This window comes from Levilactobacillus cerevisiae, from assembly GCF_003946245.1.
Classification (GTDB): domain Bacteria; phylum Bacillota; class Bacilli; order Lactobacillales; family Lactobacillaceae; genus Levilactobacillus; species Levilactobacillus cerevisiae.
Map to the genome: position 1 here is coordinate 1 of NZ_RHNN01000080.1, position 1,216 is coordinate 1,216.

Below are 1,216 nucleotides of genomic sequence, written 5' to 3' on the forward strand. Positions count from 1 at the left end.
GTGGCCGTTGGTGGGCAGGTGGAGATTATTGGGTGGCTGTATCAGTATTATAATACTGAGCCGCACGATCAGGTGGTGAACATCACCGGTGGACCAGTCAAAAAGGCTGATATCCCTGCCGCAACTCAACTCTTTACGACGGATTGGGTCGTGAAGTACATGGTGGATAATTCACTAGGAAAATACTGGCTGGAACGGCATCCGAACAGTAATCTAAAAGAGCACTTGGCCTTTCTTCTGCCCAGCAACATCGAATTGGTTGGGGATACTGAGTCGGTTGAAGACTTGAAAATCATTGACAACGCCATGGGCTCCGGCCATATCCTGGTTTATGCATTTGATGTCTTAATGCAAATTTACTCAGAGGAAGGCTATTCCTCACGTGACGCCGCAACGCTCATCCTGCAACAGAATCTTTTCGGTTTGGAGATCGACAAGCGGGCCTACCAATTGGCTTATTTTGCCTTGATGATGAAAGCCAGACAGTATAATCGCCGTGCTCTACGTCCTGGTAATGTGGAACCTAATGTATTTGTCTTTGAGGACACTGACGATATTTCTGAAGAGTTCATGACGCAGATTCCTAATGAGTCTCGCGACCAGGCGGCGGATATTGTTGAGCGTTTCAGTAATGCGCGCGAACTGGGGTCAATTATTCATTTTGATAGTCCAGAGAAGTATGATTTTGACGAGTTACGTCAAAACATCAAGGCCGTTCAAGTGGATGACTTGGATATCTTTGGTTTTCAGGCAATGCAGGAAAAGCTTCTGCGCGTTCTGAAAATTGCCGAAGTTCTTCGTGAGCACTACAACGTCGTCGTAACTAATCCACCGTATATGAATAAGATGGATCCAGCACTGAAAAAGTACGTTAAGAAGTATTACGCGGACTATTCTGGCGATCTGTTTTCAATTTTCATCTTCAACAACAGTAACCTGACGAAACGTGGTGGTTACTCCGCCTTCATGACGCCATTCGTCTGGATGTTCATCAAAACTTACGAGAAGCTGCGGAAGTATTTAATTGAGCACAAGAAAATTGATAGCCTGATTCAGATGGAGTATTCAGCTTTTGAAGAGGCTACGGTGCCAATTAATACCTTTGTTTTGAAGAACGTTCAGACTGAAGAAAGCGGTACGTACCTTAAGTTGTCAGCCTTTAAAGGCGGTATGAATGTGCAAAGGGATCGGGTGTTAGATGCGATCGCTGACCCAG

1 protein-coding gene is annotated in these 1,216 nt (G+C 45.2%); it reads left to right on the top strand.

All coding sequences use genetic code 11. The annotated features are described in order from the left end of the window. On the top strand, positions 1–1,216 hold a 1,216-nt coding region (locus EKM99_RS15665), incomplete at both ends, for an Eco57I restriction-modification methylase domain-containing protein (protein ID WP_318531067.1).